Source organism: Streptomyces sp. NPDC031340, assembly GCF_055569945.1.
This window is the reverse complement of sequence record NZ_JBVIIE010000017.1, coordinates 151,217-170,960: the sequence shown is the minus strand read 5'-3', so window position 1 is coordinate 170,960 and position 19,744 is coordinate 151,217. Positions and strand designations below refer to the sequence as shown.

Genomic DNA, 19,744 nt, shown 5'->3' with positions numbered 1-19,744 from the left:
CGGCGTTGTGGGTGCGGGCGCCGCCGAGTTCCTCGAAGCCGACGTCCTCGCCGGTGACCGTCTTGATGACGTCCGGGCCGGTGATGAACATGTGGCTGGTCCGGTCGACCATGACGGTGAAGTCGGTGATGGCGGGGGAGTAGACGGCGCCGCCCGCGCAGGGGCCGACGACCAGGCTGATCTGGGGGATGACGCCGGAGGCGTGGGTGTTGCGGCGGAAGATCTCGCCGTAGGCGCCGAGGGAGGCGACGCCTTCCTGGATGCGGGCGCCGCCGGAGTCGTTGATGCCGATGACCGGGCAGCCGGTCTTCAGGGCGAAGTCCATCACCTTGACGATCTTCTGTCCGTAGACCTCGCCCAGCGCGCCGCCGAAGACGGTGAAGTCCTGGGAGAACACCGCGACGGGGCGGCCGTCGACGGTGCCGTAGCCGGTGACGACGCCGTCGCCGTAGGGGCGGTTGGTGTCCAGGCCGAAGTTGGAGGAGCGGTGTCGCGCGAACTCGTCCAGCTCGACGAACGAGCCATCGTCCAGCAGGAGTTCGATCCGTTCACGGGCCGTCAGCTTGCCCTTGGCGTGCTGCTTCTCCACGGCGCGTGCGGAGCCGGCGTGCGTCGCTTCCTCGATACGGCGCTGCAGATCCGCGAGCTTGCCCGCGGTCGTGCGGATGTCGATGTCGTTCACTGGTTGTCTCACCCGAGCCTTGATGGTCAGAAAGTGTCGTGGGGGACGTGCACGCCCCAGATGTCGCGGAGGGCGTGGGACACCTCGCCGACGGTGGCGCGCCGCCGCAGCGCCTCGCGCATCGGGGGCAGCACGTTGTCCGTGCCCCGGGCGGCCTCCCGCACGGCGTCGAGGGCACGCTCGACGGCGTCCTTGTCACGGTCCTGGCGCAGCGTCGCGAGACGTTCGCACTGGTCGATCTCGATCTGCGGATCGACCCGGAGCGGCTCGTAGGGTTCCTCCTCGTCGAGCACGTACTTGTTGACCCCGACGACGGTGCGCTCCCCGTGGTCGATCTCCTGGGCGATGCGGTACGCGGACTTCTCGATCTCGGACTTCTGGAAGCCCTGCTCGATCGCGGCCACGGCCCCGCCGCGGTCCTCGACGGCCCGGATCAGCTCCAGCACCGCGGCTTCGATGTCGTCGGTCATCGACTCCATGACGTAGGACCCGGCGAACGGATCGACGGTCTTGGTCACGTCGGTCTCGTAGGCGATGACCTGCTGCGTGCGCAGGGCGAGCCGGGCCGCCTTCTGGGTGGGCAGGGCGATGGCCTCGTCGTAGGAGTTGGTGTGCAGGGACTGCGTCCCGCCGAGTACCGCGCCCAGGCCCTGCAGCGCGACCCGGACGAGGTTGACCTCGGGCTGCTGCGCGGTCAGCTGCACGCCCGCGGTCTGCGTGTGGAAGCGCAGCATCTGCGACTTGGGGTTCTTCGCGCCGAACTCGTCGCGCATGATGCGGGCCCAGATGCGGCGCGCGGCGCGGAACTTCGCGATCTCCTCCAGCAGGGTGGTCCGGGCGACGAAGAAGAAGGACAGCCGCGGGGCGAAGTCGTCGACGTCCAGGCCGGCGGCGATCGCGGTGCGCACGTATTCCTTGGCGTTGGCGAGGGTGAAGGCGATCTCCTGCACGGGCGTCGCGCCCGCCTCGGCCATGTGGTAGCCGGAGATGGAGATGGTGTTCCAGCGCGGCAGCTCCCGGTGGCAGTAGGCGAAGATGTCGCTGATCAGCCGCAGGGACTGCTGGGGCGGGAAGATGTAGGTGCCGCGGGCGATGTACTCCTTCAGCACGTCGTTCTGGATCGTGCCGGTCAGCCGATCGCCGGCGACGCCCTGTTCGGCGGCGACCAGTTGGTACAGCAGGAGCAGCGTCGAGGCGGGTGCGTTGATCGTCATCGACGTCGACACCTTGTCCAGCGGCAGCCCCTGGAACAGGGTCCGCATGTCCTCGATCGAGTCGACCGCCACGCCGACCTTGCCGACCTCGCCCCGGGCGATGGGCTCGTCGGAGTCGTAGCCCATCTGCGTCGGCAGGTCGAAGGCCACGCTCAGACCGCCGGTGCCCGCGTTCACCAGCTCGTGGTAGCGCTCGTTGGACTCCTTCGCCGTGCCGAAGCCGGCGTACTGCCGCATCGTCCAGGGGCGGCCGGTGTACATGGACGGATACACGCCCCGGGTGAACGGGAACCGCCCCGGCGCGCCCAGCTCGGTGTCCGCGTCGAGGCCGGCCGGCGACCAGTCGTCGTACACCGGTCGGATCGGCAGTCCGGACTCGCTCTCTGCTGCGGAACTCACGCCCCGACCTCCTTCGGTACTGAATACTTCCTAGACGGTACTCAGTACCATTGCGGTGGGCAAGTGGGCACCGGGTCTCGGGTCAGGGAAGGATGGGCGGTCATGAGCAAGGAACCCGCGCGGATCCGGCTGGCGAACGCCGCCTTCGCGCTCTTCGACGAGCGCGGATACGAGCAGACGACCGTCGACGACATCGCAGAACGGGCCGGAGTGGGACGCACCACGTTCTTCCGGCACTACCGGTCCAAGGAAGCGGTGATCTTCCCCGATCACGACCGGCTGCTGGAACTGATCAGGGACCGGCTGGCGACCTCCAGCCACAGCACCGCCCTGGTCGCCGTGTCGGACGCGGTCCGCCTGGTCCTGCTGCACTACATCGAGGAGGGCGACCTCGCGCGGCGCCGCTACGGCCTCACCAGCAAGGTGCCGGCCCTGCGCGACCGCGAGATCGCCAGCGTCGCGCGCTATCAGCGGCTGTTCCGCGAGTTCATCGCGGAGTGGATGGGGGATCCGACCACCGCGGCCTCGCTGAAGGCCGAACTCATGGCCGCCTCCGTGGTCGCGGCGCACAACCACGTGCTGCGCCGCTGGCTGCGGGGCGAGTCCCAGGAACCGGTGGCGGAGATGGACGAGGCGATGAGCGAGGTCCTCGCGCTGTTCCCGGCGCCCTCGACGCACTCGACGGGCTCGGCGCATGAGGCCGCCGTCGACGCCGCCGGCACCACGATCGTCGCCTTCCGCACCGCGCAGGACCTCGACGCGCTGCTTCCCTCGCTGAGACGGCTCGTCGACGGCGGACCCGCGAGCTGATCACCGCCGCCGACGGGCCGCCCGCCGCTCAGCAGGGCAGGTCGAGGGTGACGGCGCTCCCATGCCCGGTGTTCTCGGCGTGCACGGTGCCGCCGTGGGCGACGGCCACCGCGTGGACGAAGGCGAGCCCCAGGCCGGAGCCCTCGCCGGTGCGGCTCGCCTCGGCGCGGGCGAACCGGTCGAACGCCCGGGGCAGGAACTCGGGCGGGAAGCCGGGGCCTTCGTCCGTCACCCGCAGCCGCAGCCTGCCGTCGTGGACGGCGGCCGTGAGGCGGACGGTCCCGGTGCCGTGGCGCAGGGCGTTGTCGAGCAGGTTGCCGAGGGCGGGCCGCAGCCAGCGGGCGTCGGCGTCGACGTCCGCGTCGGCCACCTCGACGCGCACGGTCCGCCCGGCCCGTTCGGCGGTGCGCAGATGCGGGGCGACGGCCGCCTCGACGAGGTCGGGCAGGCGCACGGAGGCACGGGTGAGGTGGTCGCTGCTGCCGAGTTCCTCCAGGTCGAGGAGGGCGTTGGAGAGGTCGATCAGGCGCTGCACCTCGGTGTCCACGGAGCGCAGGGTCTCGGTGAGCTCCCCGGCGGAGCGGGGGCGGTGCAGGGCGACGTCGAGCTCGGCGCGCATCAGGGTCAGCGGGGTGCGCAGTTCGTGGCTGGCGTCGGCGACGAACCGGCGCTCGCGTTCGGCGGACGCCGCCAGGCGGTCGAGCATGTGGTTGAGGGTGTGTCCGAGCCGGGTTATCTCGTCGTCCCGGTCGGCGGGCACGTCGAGCCGTGTGTTCGGGGAGCCGTCGGCGAGGGCGGCGGCCCCGCCGCGGTAGCGCTCGACCGGGCGCAGCGCGGCGCGGGCGGTGCGGTAGCCGACGTACGAGGCGGCGATCAGGGTCAGGGCGGAGGCGAAGGCGAGCTGGGCGAGGAGTTCGCGCAGCGCCTCGTCGCGGTGGCCGCGCCGGACGGCGGCGACCACGATCCGGGGTCGGCCGTCCGCCGTCACGCGCCTGGCCTGCAGCCGCAGCGTGTCCGCGGTGATGGGCAGCAGCGAGCCGACGTCACGCCGGACGGTGGCACCGCGTACGACGGCGTCCAGCTCGGCGGGGGTGAGCAGCGGCTGGTCGCGCAGGGCGTCGCTGGACCGCAGGACGCGGCCCTGTCCGTCGAGGACCTGCCGGAGGCTGCCGCTGGGGCCGGGCGGCAGCTCCGCTCCGGCGCCCACGGCCTGGTCGAGGCTGCTCCGGTAGGTGGTGAGGTCGTCGTTGAGCTGCTGGTCCAGGGCGGTCTTGACCCGCCAGTAGACCAGTCCGGCGGTACCGGTCAGGACCAGCGACATGGTCACGGCGACGGCCAGCACCAGGCGGGTGACGACGGGCAGCCGCCGCAGCCGGGTCCGCAGCCGGCCGCGCCGCTTCACGGCGCGGTCTCCAGGCGGTAGCCGCGTCCGCGCAGGGTCGTGATCGTCGTACGGCCGAAGGCGCGGTCGACCTTGGCGCGCACCTTGGAGACGTGGACGTCGATGGCGTTGCTGCGCAGGTCGGTCTCGCCGTCCCAGACCTCGTCGAGCAGCCGGAGGCGGGTCACCACCCGGCCGGCGTTCTCCATCAGCACCCGCAGGACGTCGAACTCGCGGCGGGACAGGTCGAGTTCGGTGTCCGCGCGCCAGGCCCGCTGCTGCTCGGGGTCCAGGACCAGATCACCGACCCGCAGGCGGACGGAGCTGTCGGGGCGGCGCCGGGAGAGGGCCCGCAGCCGGGCCATCAGCTCCTCCATGGCGAAGGGTTTGACCACGTAGTCGTCGGCGCCGGCGTCCAGCCCGGCGACCCGCTCGCTGATCGCGCCGCGTGCGGTCAGCAGGATCACCGGCACGTCGATGCCCTCGGCGCGCAGCGTGCGGCACACCTCGACCCCGTCCATGCCGGGCAGCATGACGTCCAGGACGACCGCGTCGACGCGGGGGTCGCGGGCGGCGGCCAGTCCGGCCGGGCCGTCGTAGCGGCCTTCGGCGCTGTGGCCGGACTCGCCGAGGTAGCGGACGACCAGGTCGGTGAGGCGCGTCTCGTCGTCGACGACCAGGTAGTGCATGCCCGTCAGGCTAACCCGCCCGCGACACCGGCCCCGGGCGGAGGGGAGGCTTCGCCGTCCGGCGCGGAGGCTTCATGGTCTGTTCATGTGCCGTCCCTACCGTCGTTCGCGTCGCGGTGCTCCGCGGGCCGCGACCGGCCCGCCGTCCGAGGTGCCGTGACGGAAGGGACAGCCATGCACGTAGCGGCCTCGATGCTCGCCGCCAAGGGCATCACCGCCCACATCGCCCCCGTGGACCTGACGACCCGCGGCGGCCTCGACGTCGTCGCCCTGCTCGTCCTGGTCGGCTGGCTCTACCGGCGACGGCCCAGCGTACCGGCGATGCCGCTGGTCCTGGTCGCGCTGAACGTGGGCCTGTTCGCCGCGATGAGCACGATCAGCGCCGGGAAGTTCCCGGCCGGGGTCGGGTTCGGGCTGTTCGGCATCCTCTCCCTGGTCCGGCTGCGCAGCGCGGCGTTCCCCCTGCGCGACGTCGCCTACACCTTCGTCACGCTGGTCATCGCCCTGTGCACCGGGCTGCCGCAGCGCGACAGTTGGCTGGTCATCGCGCTGGTCGTGGTGGTCCTGGTCGCCGTCCTGGTGGTCGACGACCCCAGGTCGTACCAGCCGCCGACCCGCGGCGTGAAGCTCACACTGGACCGGATCTACGACGACCCCTCCCTGATCGCACAGGACGTCGCGTTCCGCTTCGGGCAGGCGCCGCTGTCCGTGGTCGTCGACGAGGTCGACTACGTACGGGAGACCACCCGGGTCTCCGCCCGCTACCCGGCGCCGCCGGACGAGCCCGCCACCGTCCCGGAGACCGAGCCGCGTGAGCGGGTGACGGCGCCGTGACGCAGCCGTCCTCCCTCACCGCCGCGCTCGGTCTGTCCGCCCTGCGGGGCGCCGCGCTCGCCGAGGTCGACGCGGCCGCCGCGCTGCAGCACCGCACCGACCGCAAGTACCTGGTCCCCCTGGACCGGGCCCGCGACGCGGTCCGCCTGCTCGCCGACCGCCACCACGTCCTCGACCTCGCCGGACGCCGTACGACGAGCTACCTCAGCACCTATTTCGACACCGAGCGGCTGGCCGCCTGGCGTGCCCACGTCCAGGGCCGGCGCCGCCGCTGGAAGGTCCGCACCCGCCTGTACGCGGAGGACGGACTGTGTCGGGTGGAGGTGAAGACCAAGGACGGCCGCGGCGCCACCGTCAAGCACGCGCTGCGCGTTCCGGCCGCCGCGTACGGCGAACTGGGCGGGGAGGCCGCGGCCTTCGTGGACGAGGTGCTGGAACGGTCCGGCATCCCCGTCACGGCCGCGGACCTGTCTCCTTCCGCCGAGATCCGCTACGTCCGTGCCGCCCTCGCCGATCTGGACCACGGCACCCGCGTCACCCTCGACGCCGCCCTCACCTGCCACCACGGCGACCGCAGCGCCGCCCTCGACCCCGGGCAGGTGCTCGTGGAGACCAAGGGAGGCGCGCGGCCGGCCTTCGCCGACCGGCTGCTGCTGCGCCTGGGGGCCCGCCCGGTGTCGCTGAGCAAGTACGTCGTCGGCCGGTCCCTGCTCACCCCCGGCCTGCCCGACAACGACGTGCGCCGCCTCGCCCGCACCCATTTCACCGCGCGCACCAGCACGGAAGCGCTCTTCGAAAGGACGTCCGCCGCATGAAAGCCCCGCGCGGTATCCGCTGGCCCTACGCCGTGATCGCACTGCTCGCCGTCGCCGCTGCCGCCTTCGGCCTGCTGTACCCGGCCGCCGCCTCGACCTCCGGGAAGAAGAAGCCCGGAGCCACCGAACGGATCAGGCAGAGCCCGCCGCCCACGCTCTTCACCGACGCCGAGACCGCCGGGATCGGCAAGCAGATCGCGGCCCAGCGCGGCAAGGCCGACGCCCTGTTCGCCCAGTGGAAGAAGGCGCACGGCACCACCCGCGACGACCGGGCGTTCGCCGCCTGGGCCGCCCGGCAGGTCCCCGCACCGCCCGCGGCGACCGAGCGCACCACCGAACTCCACCAGGTCCAGCGACTCGCCAAGACCCGCACCGCCGCCGGGGAGAAGGCCGCCACCTGGCTGGAACTCCACGGCAAGAAGGACATCTGGAAGCTCTACCTCCACGACCAGCGGGAACTGATCCCCGCCCGGCGCGGCGCGGCGGAGAAGGCCGAACTCAAGGCCGCCCTGAAACTCTCCAAGACGATCAGCGACCAGGTCGCCGCCCGCGACAGGCAGCCCGCCCCCTTCGTCCTGGACCCGAGCCTGCGCCCGGAAAAGCACATCAAGCCCGGCGCCAAGGGCCCCTATTCCTACCCCTCCCGGCACGCCACCCGCGCCGCGGCGGCCGTCACCTTCCTCAGCGCCCTCTCCCCGCACCGCGCCGCGGACTACCGGTGGATGCAGGACGAAGTCCTCTATTCCCGCCTCTACATGGCCGGCCACGTCACCGGCGACCTCACGGCCGGCACCCTGCTCGGTGACCTGATCGGCGACTACGAACTCCTCGTCGGCGGCCACTGAGCGCGCGCCGGCCCGAGGACGCGGGCCCGGGTTCCCTGCCTGCGGGGGCGCAGCCGTGGAACCCGGGCCCGCCGGGGCATGGAACCCGGGCCCGGCGGGCCGCTCCGGTCAGGCCGGCGGCTGGGCGCGGCCGAAACGGAAGACGGTGCGGTAGGAGCGTTCGTCGCCGTGCTCCAGCCAGGTCATGGTCCCGTCCCGGCGCGCCGCGGCGTCGCCGGCCACGGCGTGCGTCGACGGTTCCAGGCCCACCGCGTAGCCGCCGGAGCGCAGGTTGAGCCACTGGAAGAAGTGCGGGAACTCCTCCCGGCCGAAGTCGACCTCCAGGCTGCGGCCCAGGGCGTCGTTGACCACCCGGACCCGGTTGCGCCCGTCCTCTGCGGGCCCGAGGACGTGCTCGTAGACCTGCTCCACGAAGTGCGGCAGCGGCGCCGGCATCACCGCGTGGGAGACGCCCTGCTCACGCACGCTGTCCGAGGTCCAGAGGGTGCGCTCGATGTCCGCCTCCACCCGCGAGCCCTCGTCGAGCAGCGGCCAGCCGACGTTGATGTGGTACAGGAACATGTGCGGGGTCCGCTCGAACCCGGCGTTCACCACGGTGTCGTGCAACCGGATCTCGGTGCCGCCCAGGTCGGCCTCGATGCGCCGGCGCAGCACGAGGTGCTCGCCGAACACCGCCGCCTGCCGCACCTCGCCCTCGGCCCACAGCACGCACCTGTCGCCGGTCCACCGCTCGCCGTAGCCGGTCAGCCGGGCGGGGATGTTGGCGACCCGGCCGTGCAGGCCGTGCCGGACCGACGTCTTGGGCGGGTAGTGGTAGTCGGCGGCGTCGACGGTGTCGCCGAAGAGGGTGTGGTCCAGGCCGCCGGTCACGATGAACCCGGACAGGCTGCGCAGCCAGGACAGCCCGGACTCGTCGTGGTGCTCGTGCAGCCCCGGGTGGCGGAACCCGGTGGACGACCGCCAGCCGACGGTGACGTCGTCGAACTCGACGACCCCGATGTCCATGGCCCGGTCGACCAGGACCTCGAAGCGCAGCCCGGCGCCGGTGCGGAACTCCAGCGCGCGGATGCCGCGCTCGGTGCCGTCGTCGAGCACGACGGCCCGCACCCCGCCGACGGCGGCGAGGTCGCCGGCCCGTTCGGCGAGTTGCCGCCTGGTGTAGTCGCGGCCGTTGATCCTCATGCCATCACCCACCCTCCGTTGACCTCCAGCGTCTGCCCGGTCACGAACGAGGCGTCCGGACCGCTGAGGAATGCCACCGCGGCGGCCAGTTCCTCGGGTGTGCCGCGCCGCTTGAGCGCCTGGTTGGCCAGTACGTGCTCCTGGTACGCCCGCGGATCGTCGTGGATGGACTCGGCGGCGGTGGGGAAAGCGCCGGGCGAGACGGTGTTGACGCGGATCTCGTGCGGTCCGAGTTCCCGGGCCAGCGCCCGGGTGAGCGCGGTGGCGGCGCCCTTGGTGGCCACGTAGGCGGCCAGGTCGGACCAGCCGCCGTGCATGGTGATCGACGCGATGTTCACGATGGCGCCGCCGCCCCGCCCGGTCATCTGGCGGGCCGCGTGCTGGGCGGCCAGCCAGTACCCGCGCTGGTTGACGGCGTGGACCTGGTCGTAGATGTCGACGCTGACGTCGAGGAACGGCGCGGCCGGATAGACGGCGGCGTTGTTGACCAGCACGTCCGTGCCGCCGAACTCGGCCGCGACGGCGGTGAACAGGTCCGCGACGGCCGTCTCGTCCCGCAGGTCGACGAGGTGCGCGCTGACCGTGACACCGCGCTCCAGGAGCAGGTCGCGGGTGGCGTGCAGGTCCGGCTCGACGACGTCCGTGACGACGACCGCGCAGCCGTCCGCGCCGAGCCGCGCGGCGATGGCGCGGCCCAGGGAGCCGCCGGCTCCGGTGACCACGGCTGTTCTCATGACATGCCTCCTGTGCGGGTGCCCTCGCGGGCCGTACGCAGCAGCGTGTCGAGCTGCGCCAGGACCCGGGCGGGCGGTGTGCGGTGCGACAGTCCGTCCCGGACCGCCGCCGATGCCTGCTGCTGGAAACCGATGTATCCGGGGAACCGCGGCCTGGTCCAGGCGGCGTCCATGGTGCGGCGGGTGTCCCGGTAGAAGCCGTGGACGGCACGGTGGACGGTCTCGTCGTCCCACGCCTCGGCGAGTGAGCTCTGGCCGCCGAACCGGCGGTAGTCGTCGGTCTGGACGCCTGGGCTCAGCAGTCTCAGGAGCTGCTCTCGGGCGGCCGGCAGGTCCCGGCAGGACCTGGTGACGGCCAGCCCCACGCCCCCGAGGACGCTGCCGCGCGCGCCGCCCGGCCCGCGCGGGGCGTCGAAGGCCCGCAGCCCGGTCCGGCCGGGGCCGCCGGGCGTCTGATAGGTGACGTAGCCGTAGACCAGCGGGCAGTAGTGCGGGCCGCCGTCGCCGGACATGGCGTCCAGTACGGCGATCGGATTGCGCCAGGACAGGTCCGGGTCGCTGTGGGCGAGCAGTTCGGCCATCAGCTCCAGGGCGGCGGTGCCGATGGCGAGGTCCGCCACCCGGTCCGGGTCCCCGTCCGGGAACGGCGCGGCGCCGCGGGCCACACAGAGCGCGGCGAACATCAGGAAGGCGTGCGGGCCGCCCAGGCACAGGGTGCTGGGGGTGCGCCGGACTTCCGCGCGGGCGTCCTCCCAGTTGCCGGGCCGCCCGCCCGCGGTGTCCTGGCGGGCGACCGAGACCTGGGTGGCGGCGTCGATGGGCAGCGCCCACTGGCTGCCGTCGAGGTGGTAGCTGTCGTGGCTCGGTCCGACGCATTCCCGGCGCAGCGCGGCGAGTTCCCCGGCGGTGAGGAGGGTCTCCAGCGGGCGCAGACAGCCGTCGGCGACCGCCTCGCCCAGACCGGGGTGGTCGAGCACGACCAGGTCGGTGTCGTCGCAGAAGGTACGCAGCGGGCGCGCCTCGAAGTCCTCCAGCGAGTGCCGTTCCCAGACCACGGGGCGCGGTGCGGTGCGGCCGGCGGCGGCCGCACGGCGGTCGGCTTCGGTGAGGGCGTCGAGCACCCGGTATCCGCGGGGGTGGTCCCAGGTCATCCCGGTGAGCGGGGCGGTCATGGCCGTACCGCTGCTTCCTGGGTTCCGGCGGTTTCGGCGGCGACGACGCCCGCGGCGAGCAGCGCGTCGATGTCCTCGGCGGTGTGGCCGAGTTCGGCGAGCACCTCCCTGCTCTGCTCGCCGATGAGCGGTGCCGGCCGCCGGACCTCGGCGGGGGTGCGGCTGAAGCGGAACGGGAAGCCGGGGGTGGTGACGGTTCCCTCGGTGGGATGTTCGTAGGTGACGAAGGAGCCGTTGTGCCGGACCTGCGGGTCGGCCATGACTTCGGCGTAGGAGTAGACCGGGCCGGCCCAGATGCCGTTCTCCTGGAGGAGGTCCAGCCATTCCTGAGTGGTCCTGGCGGGCAGCTTCTCCCGGACGATGGCGGTGATCTCGTCCCGGCGGGTGTGGCCGTCGGTGTGCTCGTCCATGGCGGCGAGTTCGGGGCTGCCCAGCAGGCGGCCGAGCAGGGCCAGCGGCGGCATGGCCAGCGCCAGGTGTCCGTCCTTGGTGGCGAACGCGCCGTAGGGGGCACGTATGTAGGTGTGGCCGTGCGGCTCGCTGCCCCGGCGCTGCGGCACGCCGCCGACGCTGTAGATGGACAGTTCCTGCGCCTGTACGGCGATCGCGGCGTCCAGCATGTTGACGGTGATCTGCTGGCCCTCGCCGGTGCGTTCGCGGTGCAGCAGGCCGGCGAGGGCGGCCTCGAAGGCGTTGTGGCCGGTGATGGCGTCCACCGCGTAGGTGCCCGAGGGTGAGGGCGGGTCGCCGTCGCGGCCGGTGTTGGCCATGGCGCCGCTCATGGCCTGCAGCAGCAGGTCCTGGCCGGGCCGGGTGGCGTAGGGGCCGTCGTCGCCGTACCCGGAGATGGAGACGTAGACGATCGACGGGTTGACCGCGCGGACGGCGGCGTAGTCCAGGCCGAGGCGCTGGGCGACCCCCGCGCGGTAGTTCTGGATGAAGACGTCGGCGGTGCGGACCAGTTCGAGGACGATCTCGCGGCCCTCGGGGGACTTCAGGTCCACCGCGAGGCTGCGCTTGTTGCGGTTGAGGGACAGGAACGAGGCGTTGACCCGGTTGCCGGTGGCGCCTCCGGCGGGTGCGTGGCGCTGCCATTCCCCGGTGACCGGTTCGACCTTGACGACGTCGGCGCCCAGGTCGCCCAGGCGCATCGCGGCCAGCGGCCCGGCCATGGCGATCGACAGGTCGACGACCCGGTATCCGTCGAGGGCTCCCATGAGGTGTCTACCGTCCCTTGAAGTCGGGGGTGCGCCGCTCGCTGAAGGCCGCCCGGCCCTCGGCGGCGTCCTGGGTGGCGAAGCAGATGGTCTGCAGGTGCCGTTCGAGGGCGATGGCGTCGTCGATCGGCATGGTGTGGGCGGCGCGCAGGGTCCGCTTGGCGGTGCGGGCGGCCAGCGGGGCGCGGGCGGCGATGCGCCGGGCCAGTTCCAGCGCCTCCGGCATGAGGTCCTGGCGGGGTGTCACCTTGCTCACCAGGCCCCACGCCAGTGCGGTGGCGGCGTCGACCGGGTCGCCGGTGAGGACCATCCAGGCGGCGTTGCCGGCACCGATGTTGTGGGCGAGCAGCGCCGACTGGCCGCTGCCGCCGATCCAGCCGAGTTTGATCTCCGGGGCGGCGAACGTGGCCTCGGCGGCGGCGAGCCGGATGTCGCAGGCGAGAGCCAGTTCCAGGCCGCCGCCGAGCGCGTGGCCGTTGACGGCGGCGACGGCGGGCTTGCGCAGACCGCGCAGGATGTCGCCGTAGTCGGTGCGCTCGCCGAACTCCCAGGGGCTGGCGTAGCCGTCGAGGCCGGCGATGTCGCTGCCGGCGCAGAAGGCGCGGCCCTCGCCGGTCAGGACCACGGCCCGGACGTCGTCGTCGGCGTTGGCGGTGCGTACGGCGTCGGCGAGCCCGTCCGTCATCCCGGGGGTGAGGGCGTTCAGCTTCGCGGGACGGTCGAGGGTGAGCACGAGGACATGGCCGTCGCGTTCACTGCGGACGCTTCCGGCGCCGGCCGGCGCTCCGGCCGGTGTCGGGGTCGGTCCGGGTGCGGGTGTCATGGGTGTGTGTCTCCGTTCCGGTGGTGCACGGCGTCCTCCCGGGCCGTCTCGACCACGGCCCGCATCGCCTCCTCGGCGCGGCGGTGGTGCCCGCGGCGGATGGCGGTGGCCACGCGTTCGTGGTTGGGCAGCGTCTCCTTGTTGTGGCCCACCGAGTGGGTGTGCAGGGGGCGCACACAGCTCAGGGCCACGCTGACGACGTCGTGCAGGTAGAGCAGCAGGTCATTGCCGGCGGCCTCGAAGACCGCGCGGTGGAAGGCCAGGTCGGCCTCGACGAACGCCTCGGGGTCGTCGACGGTCGCCCACAGGTGGGCCATGGCCGCCTCCACCCGGTGGCGCGCGGCCTGGTCCGCCGATTCGGCGGCCAGCCTCGCGGCGCCGGGCTCCAGGGCGACGCGCAGATCGGCCAGGGTCGCGACGTCCGTGTCGGTGACGTCCCCGGAGAAGCGCCACCGCAGGACGTCGGTGTCCAGCAGGTTCCAGGAGGAACGGTCGCGTACCCGGGTGCCCGCGCTGGTCCGGCTCTCCAGCAGTCCCTTGCCGGCGAGGACCTTCACTCCCTCGCGCAGCGCCGAACGGCCGACTGCGAACTCCTCGACCAGCTGGTCCTCCGTGGGGAGGACCGTGCCGGGTGCCAGTTCGCCCCGCACGATGCGCTCTCCGAGTGCGTGGACGACGCGGCCGTGCCGAACGCCGTCGGGGTACGCGCTGGTTGCTGCCATGGGTGCCTCCTGGACTTGGGTGCCGACGCTAATCACGACATCCTCTCCCGTCAAGAACTTCATCAGATGAAGTGGCTCGTTCATCTGATGAAGTCGTTGACATGTCGGGCTTGGCTTCCTAGGCTCCCCGGCTGTCGAGGTCCCTCGGACACCCGCAGCACAGGAGACCGCCCATGGAGATCGTCCGCTTCCGCCTCCCCGGCCAGGCGCACCCGAGGACCGGCGTGGTCAGATCGGGCGAAATCGCCGAGATCACCACCGCCTCGTCCGTCGCCGACCTGCTTTCCCTGCCCGTGGAGCAGATCCGCGAGCTGTGCGCCGAGGCGGTCACCACCGTCTGCGCCGTCGACTCCGCGGAGATCCTGGCGCCCGTGGACGGCCTCACCGAGGTGTGGGCCGCGGGCGTCACCTACCGCAGCTCGCAGCGCGCCCGGGTCCAGGAGAGCCTGCACTCCGGCGACGTCTACGACCGCGTGTACGGCGCGGCACGCCCGGAGCTGTTCTTCAAGTCCACCGCCTGGCGCGTCGCCGGCCCCGGCGCGCCGATCGCCGTCCGCGTCGACTCCGCCGTCAACGTCCCCGAGCCGGAACTGGCCCTGGTGCTCAACCGGCACGCCGAGATCGTCGGCTACACCGTCTGCAACGACGTCAGCTCCCGGTCCATCGAGGGCGAGAACCCGCTGTACCTGCCGCAGGCCAAGGTGTACCTGGGCGGGTGCGCGCTGGGACCGGCGATCCGCCCGGCCTGGGAGGTCGCCGACGCCTACGACCTCCCGATCACCCTGGCCATCCACCGCGACGGGACCCGGGTCTGGCACGGCGAGGCGAGCACCGCCCAGCTCAACCGCCGCTACGACACACTCGTCGAGCACCTCTTCAGGGCCGACGTCTTCCCCGCCGGCGCCGTACTGGCGACCGGCACCTGCCTGGTTCCCGAACTGCCGTTCACCTTGCTGGCCGGCGACGAGGTGCGGATCCGGGTCGGGGAGATCGGCGAACTCGCCAACCCGGTCGTGATCGGCAAAGACACCCTCACCGGCCCGGCGTACGCGGCGGCCGGCTGACCCGGCTGACCCGGCTGACCGGGCAGGGCCGGCTGACCCGGCTGACCTGGTAGGGCCGACAGGGCAGGCGGCCCCTGTCGGCATCGGCCGCCCGACCCGCCTCGGTGGCGCCTGCGTCACTTGCTTCACCCGCTTCACGTCTCACCTGTCTCACTCGGTGCGGGCGGCCCGGAGCCGGGCCGCCGGAGTGGATGTCGCCGACGCGGCCGGGACCGGCCGGCTGTGGCGCCGCCGCCGGACGGCCGGCACGGCGTCCGTCCGGCGAAGGGCCGGGTCACCCGGCCCCGCACCCGCGGCCCACCGGCCCGCACGAGCAGGCCGGCGGACGGGCATGACCCCGTGCCCCAGGACCACACCCGATGCGGCGGCGCGGGCCGGCCTGGTCCGGACGGGGCTGCCAGGCGCCGCTGAACAGCGCTGCCTCTGCCCGGCCTGGCGGGCGCCGTGCACGCACACGCAGCACGTGCACGCACACGCAGCACGTGCACGCGCCGAGCTACGGCACATGACGCGCCGGAACGCGCCGGACGACGACACAGCGGCCGCGGTGGCAGGGGCCGCGCATGCTCGGCCCCTGCCACCGCGGCCGCCGGTGGATCCGCGTCGGGCTGCGGAAGCCGCCCCGGTGTCTGCCGTCCCGGCCTCGCGGCAGCCTGCCTGCCCCTCCCTCCGCCCCCGCCCAGCAGCTGAGGCCGTCGACACCGGGGCGGGCGGCAGACATCCGGCGACCGGTGAGGGCCCACCGGCGAGCGCCGGTTCGCCGGAGACCGGGCACCGGCTGCCAGTGAGCCGCCGGGACGTTGCCGGGCCCGGTTTCGGGCCCGGGGGCCGCGGCGGCCACGACCGGCGCCGGTGCCACCGCGGCTGAACCTGCAGAGAGATTCCGTGCGGGCCGACGGCCGTCCGCCCACCGACCGCGCGGCGGAGTGAGCGGACGGCCGCTCCCATCAGCCGGCCGTCCGCTCCCAGGCCTCGCCGGCGGGTACGCCCACCGCGGCGGGCAGCCGGTAGGCGGACGCCGCCGTCCCGGCCCACACCGCCGTCCGCTCCGACGCGGTCAAGGACGCCGTCAGCTGTTCCGCCGCCTCGGCCACCTGGGCGTAGGAGGCGGCGAGCAGGCAGACCGGCCAGTCGGACCCGAACATCACCCGCTCCGGACCGAAGGCGTCCAGGACGATCTCGGCGCAGCGCCGCAGGTCGTCGACCGTCCAACGCTCCCAGTGCGCCTCGGTGACCATGCCGGACAGCTTGCAGTAGGTGTCCGGCAGGGCGGCCAGCGCGCGCACGTCCCGCTCCCAGCCACTGAGGTCCCCGCCGGTCAGCGGCGGTTTGGACAGGTGGTCCAGGACCAGCCGCAGCCCGGGCAGAGCGCGCGCGGCCCGCAGGGCGGCCGGCAACTGGTGCGGGGCGGTCAGCAGGTCGTACACGAGACCGGCGTCGGCGACGGCCCGCAGGCCGCGGTGTACGTCGGCCCGGTTCAGCCAGTCGGGGTCGGGCTCCGCCTGCACCACATGGCGGATGCCGGCCAGCCGCTCACCGCCGGGGGCGGCACGCAGCGCCGCGAGCCGCTCGGCGACGTCCGGGGCGGTCAGGTCGGTCCAGCCGACGACCGCGGCGACCGGCGAACCACCGGCCGCCGCGATCGCCAGCAGGTCGACGGTCTCCTCGTGCGAGGCCGAGGACTGGACCAGGACGGTGGAGCCGACCCCTGCGGCGGCCAGCAGCGGCCGCAGGTCGTCCAGGGTGAAGCTGCGGGCCAGCGGCGCCATGGTCGCCGGGTCGATCCACGGCTGGGGCCGCGCCGACAGGTCCCACAGATGGTGATGGGCGTCGATCCGCCAGGCCGGCCCGGCGGGCGTGTCCGTCGCGGCCGGGCTCACCGGAACACCGCCAGCGCCTCGAGCCGTTCCCACAGCCGCTCCGGCACGTGCGCCGTGAGGTGCGCGGCGTTCTGCCGGACCTCTTCGGCGCTGCGGGCGCCGACGACGACGGTGCCGACCGCCGGGTGACGGAAGGGGAACTGCAGGGCCGCCGCGGCCGGCTCGACCCCTGCCTCCTCGCACAGCCGCCGCATCTCGAGCGCCGCGGACAGTACCGGCTCGGGCGCCGGCTGATAGTCGTACATCGCGCCGGGGCGTGGATCGGCGAGGATCCCGCTGTTGAACACGCCGCCCACGAGCACCGCCACCTCGCGGCGGGCGCACAGCGGTAGCAGTTCCCGGGCCGCGGTCCGGTCCAGCAGCGACCAGCGGCCGGCCGGCAGAACGCAGTCGACGTCGGTCTCCCGGACCAGCCGGGCGAGCGGGGTCGCGTCGTTCATCCCGGCGCCCACCGCCCGCACCAGGCCCTCCTCGCGCATCCGGACGAGTTCGGGGACCGTTTCGGACACCGCCTGGTCGAGGTGGTCGTCCGGGTCGTGCACCAGCGCGATCGCCACCTGGTCCAGCCCGGTGCGCCGCAGGCTGTCCTCGATGCTGCGCCGTACGCCGGAGCGGCTGTAGTCACGGATCCGCACCAGGCCGCCGTCCTCGTCGGCGAACTCCGCGCCGTGGGCGCCGTGCGGCGCGTCGTCGGCCGGCACCAGCAGTCGGCCGACCTTGGTGGAGACCACCGCGTGGGCCCGCTCGGTCTCCGGCAGGCCGCGCAGGAAGGCGCCCAGCCGCTGCTCGGCGAGCCCGGCGCCGTAGTGCGGCGCGGTGTCGTAGGCCCGGATCCCCGCGTCCCAGGCCGCGCGGAGCGCGTCGTACGCGGCCCGCTCACCGACCGGGCTGAACAGCCCGGCCAGCGGCGCGGTCCCCAGGGCGAGCGGCCCCAGGCGCAGCCCGGTGCGCCGGTGCAGCACGTCCGGGCGGGTGGCGACGGACGCCGGGAGACCGCCGGTCACCGGGCGGCTCCGGCCGGGGCCGCAGCCGCCGCGCCCGCGCCCGGGGCGCTGGCGGGGCGCAGCCGCAGGCCGGCCATGCCGCCGTCCACCGGCAGCGCGGTGCCGGTGGTGGACGCGGCGGCCGGGCTCGCCAGGTAGACGACGGCGGCCGCGACCTCCTCGGCCGTCACCAGCCGGCCCAGCGGCTGGCGGGCGTTCAGCGCCGCGCGCTCGGCCTCCGGGTCCTCGGCCGCGGCCAGCAGCCGGTCGACCCACGGAGTCGCCGCCGTACCGGGGTTGACGCAGTTGACGCGGATGCCCTCCCGTACGTGGTCGGCGGCCATGGCCAGGGTCAGCGACAGCACCGCGCCCTTGGACGCCGAGTAGGCGGCGCGCTCGGGCAGTCCGGCCGTGGCGGCCACGGAACACATGTTGACCACGGCCGCGGCCGGCGAACGGCGCAGGTGGGGGAGAGCGGCGCGGGTGGTCCGTACGATGCCCAGGACGTTGATGTCCAGGATCCGCGTCCACTCGGCGTCGTCGTTGTCGGCGACGGTCCCCTGGGCGCCGATGCCCGCGTTGTTGACCAGGATGTCCAGCCCGCCCAGGCGCTCGGCCGCCTCGGCGATCGCGGCGCGGACCGCGTCGTCGTCGGCGACGTCGCAGGTGAGCGCGGGCAGAGTGGCCCGGTCCTCGGCGGGCAGCGTCTCGGGGGCGCGGTCGAGGACCACCACCCGGGCGCCGCGCCGGGACAGCAGGCGGGCGGTGGCGAGGCCGATGCCGGACGCGCCGCCGGTGACGACGGCCGCCAGCCCGGCCAGGTCGGCGGGCGGCGGGGGCGGCGGGGGCGGCTGTTCCGGGCTCGGCACGGGGCGGGTCATGTGCGTCTTCCTTTACTGGGGCGGAGCGGCTGGGAGTGTCCTGGGGACGGGGGAGCTGCGGAGAGCGCGGTCAGGCCGTGCCGACGACCTGCCGCTGCCGCCCCAGGCCGTCGATCTCCAGTTCGATCACGTCCCCGTCCACCAGGTACGGGTAGTCGTTGGCGCCGAAGGCCACCCCCGCCGGCGTGCCGGTGTTCACCAGGTCGCCCGGCTCCAGGACCATGAACTGGCTCAGGTACCACACCACGTGGTGGACGCCGAAGAGCATCTTGGCCGTCGTGCCTTTCTGCCGCTGCTCGCCGTTCACCCACAGCCGCATGCCGAGCGCCTGCGGGTCGCCGGCCTCGTCCGGGGTGACCAGCCAGGGTCCGAGCGGGTTGAAGGTCTCGCAGGACTTGCCCTTGTCCCAGGTGCCGCCGCGCTCGTGCTGGAAGGCGCGTTCGGTGACGTCGTTGGAGAGCACGTATCCGGCGATGACGTCCCCGGCCGCCTCGGGGGAGGGGAGGTAGCGCGCCTGCTTGCCGATCACGACGCCGAGTTCGATCTCGTAGTCGGTCTTCACGCCGTCGTGCGGGATGAGCACGGTGTCGTTCGGGCCGACGACGGTGTTGGCGGCCTTCATGAAGACGACCGGCTCGTCCGGGTGGGCGGCGTCTGTCTCGTCGGCGTGGTCGGAGTAGTTCAGGCCGATGCAGACGACCTTCCCGGGCCGGGCGATCGGCGCGCCGACGCGCTCGCCGGAGATGTCGGCCGACGGCAGGGCGCCCATGGCGAGCGCCTCGGCGGCCCGGGCAGGACCGCCGGAGGCCAGGAACGCGCCGTCGATGTCGTCCGTCAGCGTCCGGAGGTCGACGTGGCCTCCGGCGCCGTCCGACAGCACGGGCCGTTCGGCTCCGGGGGGACCGACGCGGAGAAACTTCATGGCGGACCGGCCTTTCTTCTGTGGTCTGCGGTCTGTGGTCTGTACGGGGGTGTCGCGGGACGGTCGTCGCGGCGGGCCGCCGCCGGTGCCCCGCGGTGGTCCGCGGCCGGGCGCGAGCCGCCGCGGGGCCGGCGGTGGTGTCGCGGGACGGGCCGGTCTCAGTCGAGGTGGAAGACCTCTTCGGCGTCGACCCAGCGCTCACCGTCGGCGGCCGTGTCGAGCGGCAGCTGGCAGGGGTCGGTGAGCTGCCACCACTCCTGGGTGGCGGGGTCGGCGGCGATGGCGGCCATGTCGGCCTGGTAGTCGTCACCGGTGTACTCGTAGTAGGCGAACAGCGTGTGGTCGCGCAGGAAGATCGAGTAGCGGGTGATGTGCGCGCGCCTGAGCGTGTCCAGCACGGCGGGCGGGACGGCCCGGTGCAGTGCGCGGTACCGCTCCTCCTGCTCGGGCCGCAGCCGGATGACGGAGGCGATGCGGCGGGGCTCGGCCACGGCG

Annotated in this window: 20 protein-coding genes; 5 read left to right on the top strand and 15 right to left on the bottom strand. The window is 73.6% G+C overall.

Features of this window, described 5'->3' with window-relative positions:
- Positions 1–694, bottom strand: a 694-nt coding sequence (locus ACZ5GT_RS16145; protein ID WP_469022642.1) for an acyl-CoA carboxylase subunit beta, incomplete at its 3' end; no start/stop codon positions are given.
- A 14-nt stretch (positions 695–708) separates the two neighbouring features.
- Positions 709–2,295, bottom strand: a complete 1,587-nt coding sequence (locus ACZ5GT_RS16140; protein WP_469022639.1) for an acyl-CoA mutase large subunit family protein — start codon at positions 2,293–2,295, stop codon at positions 709–711.
- Between the two features lie 102 nt (positions 2,296–2,397).
- Here ACZ5GT_RS16140 and ACZ5GT_RS16135 point away from each other — a divergent pair, with 102 nt between their 5' ends.
- Complete coding sequence (locus ACZ5GT_RS16135) at positions 2,398–3,105, top strand: TetR/AcrR family transcriptional regulator (RefSeq protein WP_469022635.1); 708 nt, start codon at positions 2,398–2,400, stop codon at positions 3,103–3,105.
- A 28-nt stretch (positions 3,106–3,133) separates the two neighbouring features.
- Here the strand turns inward: ACZ5GT_RS16135 and ACZ5GT_RS16130 are convergent, their stop codons facing one another.
- Both ACZ5GT_RS16130 and ACZ5GT_RS16125 read right to left on the bottom strand, forming a co-directional pair.
- Positions 3,134–4,507, bottom strand: coding sequence for a HAMP domain-containing sensor histidine kinase (locus tag ACZ5GT_RS16130; RefSeq protein WP_469022629.1), 1,374 nt, complete (start codon positions 4,505–4,507; stop codon positions 3,134–3,136).
- Entirely contained in the window at positions 4,504–5,175 is a 672-nt protein-coding gene (locus ACZ5GT_RS16125; protein ID WP_469022621.1) for a response regulator transcription factor, read from the bottom strand. Before ACZ5GT_RS16125 ends, ACZ5GT_RS16130 begins: the two co-directional genes overlap by 4 nt.
- Positions 5,176–5,349: 174 nt before the next feature.
- Between ACZ5GT_RS16125 and ACZ5GT_RS16120 the strand changes: the two genes are divergently transcribed.
- Genes ACZ5GT_RS16120 through ACZ5GT_RS16110 form a run of 3 tightly spaced genes read left to right on the top strand, consistent with a single transcriptional unit; the run spans position 5,350 to position 7,669 of the window.
- Positions 5,350–6,009 (top strand): DUF4956 domain-containing protein, encoded by a 660-nt coding sequence (locus ACZ5GT_RS16120; RefSeq protein WP_469022615.1) that lies wholly within the window; start codon positions 5,350–5,352, stop codon positions 6,007–6,009.
- Positions 6,006–6,824 (top strand): polyphosphate polymerase domain-containing protein, encoded by an 819-nt coding sequence (locus ACZ5GT_RS16115; RefSeq protein ID WP_469022610.1) that lies wholly within the window; start codon positions 6,006–6,008, stop codon positions 6,822–6,824. The genes ACZ5GT_RS16120 and ACZ5GT_RS16115 overlap by 4 nt, the downstream gene beginning before the upstream one ends.
- The gene (locus ACZ5GT_RS16110; RefSeq protein WP_469022604.1) at positions 6,821–7,669 is read left to right on the top strand and encodes a phosphatase PAP2 family protein; all 849 of its coding nucleotides are present in this window, start codon (positions 6,821–6,823) and stop codon (positions 7,667–7,669) included. Before ACZ5GT_RS16115 ends, ACZ5GT_RS16110 begins: the two co-directional genes overlap by 4 nt.
- A gap of 108 nt (positions 7,670–7,777) precedes the next feature.
- Here the strand turns inward: ACZ5GT_RS16110 and ACZ5GT_RS16105 are convergent, their stop codons facing one another.
- From ACZ5GT_RS16105 to ACZ5GT_RS16080, 6 genes are read right to left on the bottom strand one after another with little or no spacing between them, the layout of a single operon-like run.
- Entirely contained in the window at positions 7,778–8,851 is a 1,074-nt protein-coding gene (locus ACZ5GT_RS16105; RefSeq protein WP_469022598.1) for an aldose 1-epimerase family protein, read from the bottom strand.
- Entirely contained in the window at positions 8,848–9,585 is a 738-nt protein-coding gene (locus tag ACZ5GT_RS16100; RefSeq protein WP_469022592.1) for an SDR family NAD(P)-dependent oxidoreductase, read from the bottom strand. Before ACZ5GT_RS16100 ends, ACZ5GT_RS16105 begins: the two co-directional genes overlap by 4 nt.
- On the bottom strand, positions 9,582–10,757 hold the full coding sequence (locus tag ACZ5GT_RS16095) for a carbohydrate ABC transporter substrate-binding protein (protein ID WP_469022587.1): 1,176 nt from the start codon (positions 10,755–10,757) through the stop codon (positions 9,582–9,584). The genes ACZ5GT_RS16100 and ACZ5GT_RS16095 overlap by 4 nt, the downstream gene beginning before the upstream one ends.
- Positions 10,754–11,974 carry a CaiB/BaiF CoA transferase family protein gene (locus ACZ5GT_RS16090; protein WP_469022584.1) on the bottom strand — a complete coding sequence of 407 codons (1,221 nt, stop codon included), beginning with the start codon at positions 11,972–11,974 and terminating at the stop codon, positions 10,754–10,756. Before ACZ5GT_RS16090 ends, ACZ5GT_RS16095 begins: the two co-directional genes overlap by 4 nt.
- Before the next feature lie 7 nt (positions 11,975–11,981).
- On the bottom strand, positions 11,982–12,797 hold the full coding sequence (locus ACZ5GT_RS16085) for an enoyl-CoA hydratase/isomerase family protein (protein WP_469022582.1): 816 nt from the start codon (positions 12,795–12,797) through the stop codon (positions 11,982–11,984).
- Positions 12,794–13,519 (bottom strand): FadR/GntR family transcriptional regulator, encoded by a 726-nt coding sequence (locus tag ACZ5GT_RS16080; protein ID WP_469022577.1) that lies wholly within the window; start codon positions 13,517–13,519, stop codon positions 12,794–12,796. Before ACZ5GT_RS16080 ends, ACZ5GT_RS16085 begins: the two co-directional genes overlap by 4 nt.
- 173 nt (positions 13,520–13,692) lie before the next feature.
- Between ACZ5GT_RS16080 and ACZ5GT_RS16075 the strand changes: the two genes are divergently transcribed.
- A complete protein-coding gene (locus ACZ5GT_RS16075; RefSeq protein ID WP_469022572.1) occupies positions 13,693–14,583 on the top strand; it encodes a fumarylacetoacetate hydrolase family protein in 891 nt (296 codons plus the stop codon).
- A gap of 947 nt (positions 14,584–15,530) precedes the next feature.
- Here ACZ5GT_RS16075 and ACZ5GT_RS16070 read toward each other — a convergent pair.
- From ACZ5GT_RS16070 to ACZ5GT_RS16050, 5 genes are all read right to left on the bottom strand, one after another.
- On the bottom strand, positions 15,531–16,463 hold the full coding sequence (locus tag ACZ5GT_RS16070; protein ID WP_469022568.1) for an amidohydrolase family protein: 933 nt from the start codon (positions 16,461–16,463) through the stop codon (positions 15,531–15,533).
- Positions 16,460–17,467 carry an aldo/keto reductase gene (locus ACZ5GT_RS16065; RefSeq protein ID WP_469022564.1) on the bottom strand — a complete coding sequence of 336 codons (1,008 nt, stop codon included), beginning with the start codon at positions 17,465–17,467 and terminating at the stop codon, positions 16,460–16,462. Before ACZ5GT_RS16065 ends, ACZ5GT_RS16070 begins: the two co-directional genes overlap by 4 nt.
- Positions 17,464–18,327, bottom strand: coding sequence for an SDR family NAD(P)-dependent oxidoreductase (locus ACZ5GT_RS16060; protein ID WP_469022561.1), 864 nt, complete (start codon positions 18,325–18,327; stop codon positions 17,464–17,466). Before ACZ5GT_RS16060 ends, ACZ5GT_RS16065 begins: the two co-directional genes overlap by 4 nt.
- 70 nt (positions 18,328–18,397) lie before the next feature.
- Complete coding sequence (locus ACZ5GT_RS16055; protein ID WP_469022558.1) at positions 18,398–19,249, bottom strand: fumarylacetoacetate hydrolase family protein; 852 nt, start codon at positions 19,247–19,249, stop codon at positions 18,398–18,400.
- A gap of 158 nt (positions 19,250–19,407) precedes the next feature.
- Positions 19,408–19,740, bottom strand: a complete 333-nt coding sequence (locus tag ACZ5GT_RS16050; protein WP_469022555.1) for an L-rhamnose mutarotase — start codon at positions 19,738–19,740, stop codon at positions 19,408–19,410.
- Positions 19,741–19,744: the final 4 nt, after the last annotated feature.

Coding starts and splice junctions, on each gene's coding strand:
- ACZ5GT_RS16135 (WP_469022635.1), top strand. CDS start 2,398: ATGAGCAAGGAACCCGCGCGGATCCGGCTGGCGAACGCCGCCTTCGCG.
- ACZ5GT_RS16125 (WP_469022621.1), bottom strand. CDS start 5,175: ATGCACTACCTGGTCGTCGACGACGAGACGCGCCTCACCGACCTGGTC.
- ACZ5GT_RS16120 (WP_469022615.1), top strand. CDS start 5,350: ATGCACGTAGCGGCCTCGATGCTCGCCGCCAAGGGCATCACCGCCCAC.
- ACZ5GT_RS16110 (WP_469022604.1), top strand. CDS start 6,821: ATGAAAGCCCCGCGCGGTATCCGCTGGCCCTACGCCGTGATCGCACTG.
- ACZ5GT_RS16105 (WP_469022598.1), bottom strand. CDS start 8,851: ATGAGGATCAACGGCCGCGACTACACCAGGCGGCAACTCGCCGAACGG.
- ACZ5GT_RS16100 (WP_469022592.1), bottom strand. CDS start 9,585: ATGAGAACAGCCGTGGTCACCGGAGCCGGCGGCTCCCTGGGCCGCGCC.
- ACZ5GT_RS16095 (WP_469022587.1), bottom strand. CDS start 10,757: ATGACCGCCCCGCTCACCGGGATGACCTGGGACCACCCCCGCGGATAC.
- ACZ5GT_RS16090 (WP_469022584.1), bottom strand. CDS start 11,974: ATGGGAGCCCTCGACGGATACCGGGTCGTCGACCTGTCGATCGCCATG.
- ACZ5GT_RS16085 (WP_469022582.1), bottom strand. CDS start 12,797: ATGACACCCGCACCCGGACCGACCCCGACACCGGCCGGAGCGCCGGCC.
- ACZ5GT_RS16080 (WP_469022577.1), bottom strand. CDS start 13,519: ATGGCAGCAACCAGCGCGTACCCCGACGGCGTTCGGCACGGCCGCGTC.
- ACZ5GT_RS16075 (WP_469022572.1), top strand. CDS start 13,693: ATGGAGATCGTCCGCTTCCGCCTCCCCGGCCAGGCGCACCCGAGGACC.
- ACZ5GT_RS16060 (WP_469022561.1), bottom strand. CDS start 18,327: ATGACCCGCCCCGTGCCGAGCCCGGAACAGCCGCCCCCGCCGCCCCCG.
- ACZ5GT_RS16055 (WP_469022558.1), bottom strand. CDS start 19,249: ATGAAGTTTCTCCGCGTCGGTCCCCCCGGAGCCGAACGGCCCGTGCTG.